Consider the following 6,108-nt stretch of genomic DNA (forward strand, 5'->3'; position numbering starts at 1 on the left):
GTTCGAACTCGCTGCATACCGGCGAAGCCACCTCGATCTGGCCCTGAAACATCTCCGTGGCAAACCACACACCCAGCGCTGCCCGGCAAGCCTCGATGGCCTGTGGCGGCGGACTGCCGATCATGCGCAGGCTCTGCAGGTCAGTGAGAAAGTACTCTTCCTCAATGCCGAATCGCGGGTGGCTCATGACAGTGCTCAAGCAAGTATTTCTCTTGAGAACCGTGCGCCGTTGCGGTGGTTCACGCCAGGCGACCAGTGCCCCGCGAATGCACCGTTGGTCTTGTCCATTGCACTTGAGCGGCCAAGGCGTTTCCAAACAAGTCCGATCAACGTGTTCTGGAGGCACACATGAGCAACCCATCCAGCAACGACAAAGCGCTTAACCAAACCGTCAATCCCAACGACGACGGCTTCGCCATCGGCACGGCCGGGCGTGATGAAGACCCCAACGCCACCACCGACTGGGATGTCAGCCGTGACAACGAAGATGTCATGACGCCGGACGATACCCGCGGTCTGCCCGGTTATCCCGGAGCCGAAAAAAACAATCCTTCGAAACCCGTTGTCGCCAGCAGCGTACCGGCCAACGGCGATCCATCGGTGCAGAACGACGGCGCTGATTGAGGTGGTCAGCAGTGGCAGGATAATGGCGTCGGTCGAACTTTTCTGATCCGGCGCCACTCTGAACCTGTCATAGGGTCGCAGTTCGATAGAAAAAATGCTTCGGCAGGCAGAAAAAGCTGCGTGGCGTGATAAATTCCCCCCCACGTCGAGCCCACCCAGAATGGCCCCTGCCGGGTCCCACCAAGAGCGATCTACATGCAAGCAAAGGCCCGTGAGGTTTATGTGCCACCGGTGCTGCAAGATCTGCGGGCCGGCACAGCCGAACTGCACATCGCACTGGAAAAACGCCTTCCTTTTTTCTCCGACACCCTCGATACCCCCGCTTTCGAGCGCTTGATGCAGGCCTATTACGGGTTCTATCAGCCGCTCGAACAGGCGTTGCTCGCCAGTGGCGCGGTCCCGGACGATTTCAATCTGCTGCCTCGTCTGAAGGCTGACACCCTGCGCGCCGACCTGCGCGCACTGGGGGCAACCGCTGATGATTTGCCGCTGTGTGAAGATCTGCCAGTCATTGACTCCAGCGCCGCCAGTCTCGGCGTTTTGTACGTGCTCGAAGGCGCGACTCTCGGCGGGCAGATCCTGCGTCGGGAGATCGCCGCGCGGCTGAATCTGGACGCCGACAATGGCGCTGCCTTCCTCGATGTCTACGGCGCGGCCACCGGGCGGCGCTGGCGCGAGTTCATCGAATACCTGAGCAACCGGCCCATGGCGGCCAGCGAACGCGCGGCCGTGGTCAGCGCAGCACAAATCACATTCAGCTGTTTCGAGCAGTGGCTCGAGCGCCAGGAGGTACTGGCATGAACCCGCAAGACCAACAAGCCTTTGAAGAACTGCTGGCCAACTGTGCCGACGAGCCGATCCGCTTTCCCGGCGCGATCCAGCCCCATGGTCTGCTGCTGACCCTGACCGAGCCTGCGCTGCAGATCATCCAGGTCAGCGCCAACGTCGAAACCCTGCTGGCCCGCGCGCCCGAATCCTTGATCGGCCAGCCGCTGCACAGCCTGATCGGCGCCGAACACACCGCGCAAGTGCTGCAAGCCTTGCAACAGGCGACGTTCTCCGAGGCGGCGCCGCTGCGATTCGAGCTCAACGGCACTGAATTCGAAGGTTTGCTGCACCGCCATCAGGGTGTGCTGATTCTCGAACTGGAAATTCACGTGAAGAATTTCCAGCCGCGCAACGTCGCCGGGGTCAATACCCACCTGGGCCGCATGCTCCAGCGCCTGCAAGCGGCGACCACGCTGCAGGCCCTGTACGACATCAGCGTCAAGGAAATCCAGGCGATGACCGGTTACGACCGGGTGCTGATCTATCGCTTCGAGGAGGAGGGCCACGGTCAGGTCATCGCCGAAGCGTCCGATCCATCGATGGAAGTGTTCAACGGCCTGTTCTTCCCGGCTTCGGACATTCCCGAGCAGGCGCGCGAGCTGTACCGCACCAATTGGCTGCGGATCATCCCCAACGCCGATTATCAGCCGGTGCCACTGGTGCCGAAGCTGCGCCCGGACACGCAAACGCCGCTGGACCTCAGTTTCGCCACGCTGCGCAGCGTCTCGCCGATTCACTGTCAGTACATGAAGAACATGGGCGTGCTGTCGTCGATGAGCATTTCCCTGCTCAAGGGCGACAAGCTCTGGGGCCTGATCAGCTGCGGCAATCGCCAGCCGCTGCACGTGCCGCATGAATTGCGCATGGCTTGCCAGACCATCGGCCAGGTCCTTTCATTGCAGATCAGTGCCATGGAAACCCTTGAACTGACCCGCCAGCGTGAAGAGAAGGTCGAAGCGCTGGCGCGGCTCAATCAGGCGATGGTCGATTCGCCGCAAAACGTCTTCGACGGCCTCGCCCAGCAGCCTGCAACGCTGATGGCGCTGGTCAATGCCGGCGGCATCGCGATCATCGAAGACAAGCAGTTGCACCGTTACGGCAACTGCCCGGCGCCGGAAGAAATTCGCGCGCTGCACAAGTGGTTGCAGGCGCGCGGCGAGCCGGTGTTCGCCAGCCATCACCTGTCCAGCGTTTACCCGCCGGCGGCGCAGTATCAGTCTGTGGCCAGCGGTGTGCTCGCCATGAGCCTGCCCAAACCGGTGGACAACGGCGTGCTGTGGTTCCGTCCGGAAGTGAAGGAAAACATCAACTGGAGCGGCGACCCGCGCAAGCCGCTGGATCTGGAAAACTCCGACGCCGGGATGCGCCTGCGTCCGCGCACCTCGTTCGAGATCTGGAAGGTCGAAATGGCCGGGATCTCCACCAAGTGGAGCCACGGTGACCGGTTCGCCGCCAATGACCTGCGCCGTTCGGCGCTGGAAAACGATCTGGCCCGTCAGGTACGTCGCGAGCAGGCGGCTGTGCAGGCGCGCGATGATCTGGTAGCGGTGGTTTCGCACGACCTGCGCAACCCGATGACGGTGATTTCCATGCTCTGCGGCATGATGCAGAAAGCCTTCAGCTCGGAAGGTGCGCACACTTCGCGGCGGATTTCCACGGCGATCGACACCATGCAGCAGGCCACGGCGCGGATGAACACGCTGCTGGAAGACTTGCTCGATACCTCGAAAATCGATGCCGGGCGCTACTCCATCACCCCGCAGGCGCTGGAGGTCGGGCACATCTTTGAAGAGGCCCAAGCGTTGCTGTCGCCTTTGGCCCATGACAAGGACATCAGCATTTCCTTCCAGGCCGATCCTGACCTGCGCATCCACGCCGACCCCGAGCGGCTGTTTCAGGTGCTGTCGAACCTGGTGGGCAACGCCATCAAATTCACCCCGCGCATGGGCACCGTGGGCGTGCACGCCAAATCGGTGGGCGACGAGATCGTGTTTATCGTGCGTGACAGTGGCGAAGGCATTCCCAAGGAGCACTTGCCGCATGTGTTCGATCGCTACTGGACGATAAAGGAAGGCAACCCGACCGGCACGGGCCTGGGTTTGTACATCACCCAAGGCATCGTCGAAGCCCACGGCGGGCAGATCGTCGCCGAGAGCGAGCCGGGGCAGGGCAGCGAATTCCGCTTCACCGTGCCGCGCCTGGCCTGATTGCCCCTTGTAGGTTTCGATCGTTCCCACGCTCTGAATGGGACGCAGAGCGTCCCGGGCTGCATTCCCACGCAGAGCGTGGGAACGATCAGATTCGCATCCTCAGGGTCATTTTCTTCAATACCGCAAATCCCCCGCCCGCTACCGTAGCCACCTCGTTCCTCGTTTGAAGCAGGTGTGCAATGAGTCTGATTCTTTCCATGGCGGCGTTTGCCCTCGCCGCATCCATCACGCCGGGGCCGGTCAATATCGTCGCCTTGAGTTCAGGCGCGCAGTACGGTTTCCGTGCCAGCCAGCGGCATGTGGCCGGGGCGACGCTGGGGTTTGTGCTGTTGCTGGTGCTGATGGGCCTGGGCCTGCATGAAGTCCTGCAATCGTGGCCATTCATGACCCGCGTGGTGCAATGGGCCGGGGTGGCGTTTCTGTTGTTCATGGCCTGGAAACTGGCCAGCGATGACGGCCAGTTGAACACCAGCGAATCCGGCCGCGCGCCGTCTATGCTCTATGGCGCGGTGATGCAATGGCTTAACCCCAAGGCCTGGCTGGCATGCGTGGCCGGGATGGGCGCGTTTGTCGCTGATGGCGAGGCGCTGCTGGTCTGGCAATTTGCGGCGGTGTATCTGGTGATCTGCTATCTGTCGGTGGGCTGCTGGGCGTATGCCGGGACGTTCTTGCGCGGGTATCTGAGCAATGCGGCGGGGATGCGCTGGTTCAATCGGTTGATGGCGTTGTTGCTGGCGGTGAGTGCGCTTTATTTGCTGTTCACTTGATTCACAGGCCCACCACAACCCCCTGTGGGAGCGAGCCTGCTCGCGAATACGATGGATCAGTCAGCGAAGTGTTGAATGACACACCGCGTTCGCGAGCAGGCTCGCTCCCACAAGGGGGGCAGGGTTCAACTTCGAGTATGGAGTCAGCCGCGATACTGCCCCGGCGTCGCCGCCAGATGTTGTTTGAACGCTCGCTGAAAATGCGCCTGATCGGCAAACCCGGCCTGGAGCGCGACATCGGCAATCAACTGGCCGCTGCGCAAGCGCTCGCGGGCGAACTGGATGCGCTGGTTGACCAGGAAGGCATGGGGCGTCATCCCGTAACGCTGGCTGAACGCACGAATCAGGTATGACGGCGATAGTTGCGCCGCCGCGCAAATCGCTTCGAGGCTCAGCACTTCGGTGCAATGTCCACGGATGAAATCAGCGGCGCGCTCCAGCTTGAAATTCGGCTCGGCAACGGGCTCGTCCGCTGGATTCAGGCGGACCTGCAAATCACTGAAAAACTCAACCGCTGCGCTGTGTTTCGCCAGCGCCTCCACCTGGTCGTCGAGCAGAACCTCATACAACCCCATCAATTTGCCAAACAGCTCGGCATCAGTCAGATGCGTGTCGGAAAATCGGCGAAATTCCAGCTCCCCGGCAAACCCCAATTGATGCTGCAAATCCGTCAGCCACGGCGTTTCGACATACAACATCACATACGACCAAGGCTGATCATCGATCGGATTGCAGGCATGCACATCGCCGGGATTCATCAGCACCACGGTGCCGGCCGCCACCTCAAATTGCGCCTGCTCATGCACATAGGTACTGCGCCCGGCGGTGATCGCGCCGATGGAAAAGTGCGCATGGGAATGCCGCGCATAACAGACTTCACGCCCATCCGCGATCGCCCGCGCTTCGATGAAGGGCAGGGCGTCGTCGCGCCAGAAGCGCGGGGCTTTCTCGGGGTTTTTCGCTGTGGCGCGTTTCATCGTGATCGTCCCGACAGGTCAGCGTCTGAGTGTATTAGCTCTGGCCGGCGAATGCCCGTTGCAGTGTCGCCACATCAAGCTTTTTCATCTGAAACATCGCCTGCATTGCAGCACCGACTGTTATAGGCTCTGGGGGCGTGACACCACGAGCGCGATGGAGCTGAACCATGACTGCATTTACCGGCGGATGCCTGTGCGGCGATGTGCGTTTTCAAGCCTCTGGCGAGCCTTACCGGGTCGGGCTGTGCCATTGCCTGGACTGTCGCAAGGTTCACGGCGCGCTGTTTCATGCCTCGGCGATATTTCCTGAAGACGCGGTGACCATCAGCGGTGAAACCCATGAGTTCCAGGGGCGGCACTTTTGTCCGCGCTGTGGTTCGTCGGTGTTCAACCGCAGTGCTGATGAGGTCGAGGTGAACCTCGGCGCGCTGGATGCGCCGGATCAGTTGAAGCCGACCTATGAGAGCTGGATTGTGCGGCGCGAATCGTGGTTGCCGGATTTTCCGCTGGCCAGGCATTACCGTGGTGATCGTGAAGGCAAAGGGCGGGCAGAGGGGTAGGGGATTGATTCAACTTTCAGCACGCCTGCGATTTCTGTGGGGGCGAGTCTGCTCGCGAAGGCTTGTTGTCGAGCGATGATTTGTTCGGTTGACCGAGTACATATCCGTTGCTGCGGTAACGGCTGCTTAGGGTTCCGCCCTT

6 protein-coding genes and 2 pseudogenes are annotated in these 6,108 nt (G+C 61.2%); 5 read left to right on the top strand and 3 right to left on the bottom strand.

Annotated features, from left to right (window positions below; genetic code table 11):
- Positions 1 to 187: pseudogene (locus OQK_RS30555) on the bottom strand (carboxylate-amine ligase); the annotation flags it as partial.
- A 161-nt stretch (positions 188 to 348) separates the two neighbouring features.
- Between OQK_RS30555 and OQK_RS21130 the strand changes: the two are divergent.
- The 4 genes from OQK_RS21130 (at position 349) to OQK_RS21145 (ending at position 4,429) form a co-directional block, all read left to right on the top strand.
- Positions 349 to 624, top strand: a complete 276-nt coding sequence (locus OQK_RS21130; RefSeq protein ID WP_016774140.1) for a hypothetical protein — start codon at positions 349 to 351, stop codon at positions 622 to 624.
- A gap of 195 nt (positions 625 to 819) precedes the next feature.
- Complete coding sequence (locus OQK_RS21135; protein WP_016774141.1) at positions 820 to 1,425, top strand: biliverdin-producing heme oxygenase; 606 nt, start codon at positions 820 to 822, stop codon at positions 1,423 to 1,425.
- The gene (locus tag OQK_RS21140) at positions 1,422 to 3,659 is read left to right on the top strand and encodes an ATP-binding protein (RefSeq protein WP_016774142.1); all 2,238 of its coding nucleotides are present in this window, start codon (positions 1,422 to 1,424) and stop codon (positions 3,657 to 3,659) included. Before OQK_RS21135 ends, OQK_RS21140 begins: the two co-directional genes overlap by 4 nt.
- 182 nt (positions 3,660 to 3,841) lie before the next feature.
- Complete coding sequence (locus OQK_RS21145) at positions 3,842 to 4,429, top strand: LysE family translocator (protein WP_016774143.1); 588 nt, start codon at positions 3,842 to 3,844, stop codon at positions 4,427 to 4,429.
- Between the two features lie 143 nt (positions 4,430 to 4,572).
- On the opposite strand, the gene OQK_RS21150 is transcribed toward OQK_RS21145, so the two are convergent.
- Positions 4,573 to 5,406 (bottom strand): AraC family transcriptional regulator, encoded by an 834-nt coding sequence (locus OQK_RS21150; protein ID WP_016774144.1) that lies wholly within the window; start codon positions 5,404 to 5,406, stop codon positions 4,573 to 4,575.
- Between the two features lie 34 nt (positions 5,407 to 5,440).
- Positions 5,441 to 5,518: pseudogene (locus OQK_RS30125) on the bottom strand (VOC family protein); the annotation flags it as partial.
- A gap of 55 nt (positions 5,519 to 5,573) precedes the next feature.
- On the opposite strand from OQK_RS30125, the gene OQK_RS21155 reads away from it, so the two are divergent.
- A complete protein-coding gene (locus tag OQK_RS21155; protein ID WP_016774146.1) occupies positions 5,574 to 5,966 on the top strand; it encodes a GFA family protein in 393 nt (130 codons plus the stop codon).
- The last annotated feature ends 142 nt before the right edge of the window (positions 5,967 to 6,108 follow it).

Origin of the sequence: Pseudomonas sp. R62 (assembly GCF_000257605.1) — a bacterium.
In the GTDB taxonomy this organism is placed as follows: Bacteria; Pseudomonadota; Gammaproteobacteria; order Pseudomonadales; family Pseudomonadaceae; genus Aquipseudomonas; species Aquipseudomonas atacamensis.

Bases quoted from the DNA above. Each gene is read 5' to 3' on its own strand.
- OQK_RS21130 (WP_016774140.1), top strand. From the start codon at position 349: ATGAGCAACCCATCCAGCAACGACAAAGCGCTTAACCAAACCGTCAAT.
- OQK_RS21135 (WP_016774141.1), top strand. From the start codon at position 820: ATGCAAGCAAAGGCCCGTGAGGTTTATGTGCCACCGGTGCTGCAAGAT.
- OQK_RS21140 (WP_016774142.1), top strand. From the start codon at position 1,422: ATGAACCCGCAAGACCAACAAGCCTTTGAAGAACTGCTGGCCAACTGT.
- OQK_RS21145 (WP_016774143.1), top strand. From the start codon at position 3,842: ATGAGTCTGATTCTTTCCATGGCGGCGTTTGCCCTCGCCGCATCCATC.
- OQK_RS21150 (WP_016774144.1), bottom strand. From the start codon at position 5,406: ATGAAACGCGCCACAGCGAAAAACCCCGAGAAAGCCCCGCGCTTCTGG.
- OQK_RS21155 (WP_016774146.1), top strand. From the start codon at position 5,574: ATGACTGCATTTACCGGCGGATGCCTGTGCGGCGATGTGCGTTTTCAA.